Below are 214 nucleotides of genomic sequence, written 5' to 3' on the forward strand. Positions count from 1 at the left end.
ATCGTTTGGCGTGACAAAGTTGACCGAACCGCTGCTCGCGCCAACCGGAATGGTGATGGTTTGACCGTTCGACAGGGTCACAACCAGAGGAGCGCCGGTGACCGGAGCGTTGACCGATGCGGTGTAGACGACGGTGCCGCCTTCGGCAACGGTCGAGGTCGCGGTGAGCGAAACGGTGCTGGTGTCGATGGTGTCGGTGACGTCAGTGACCGCA

General features: G+C 62.1%; 1 protein-coding gene. It reads right to left on the bottom strand.

From position 1 onward, the window contains the following. On the bottom strand, nucleotides 1–214 hold a 214-nt coding region (locus tag ACLEJR_RS27160; protein ID WP_440817808.1), incomplete at both ends, for an immunoglobulin-like domain-containing protein.

The organism is Pseudomonas sp. SMN5 (assembly GCF_052041925.1).
Lineage (GTDB): Bacteria > Pseudomonadota > Gammaproteobacteria > Pseudomonadales > Pseudomonadaceae > Aquipseudomonas.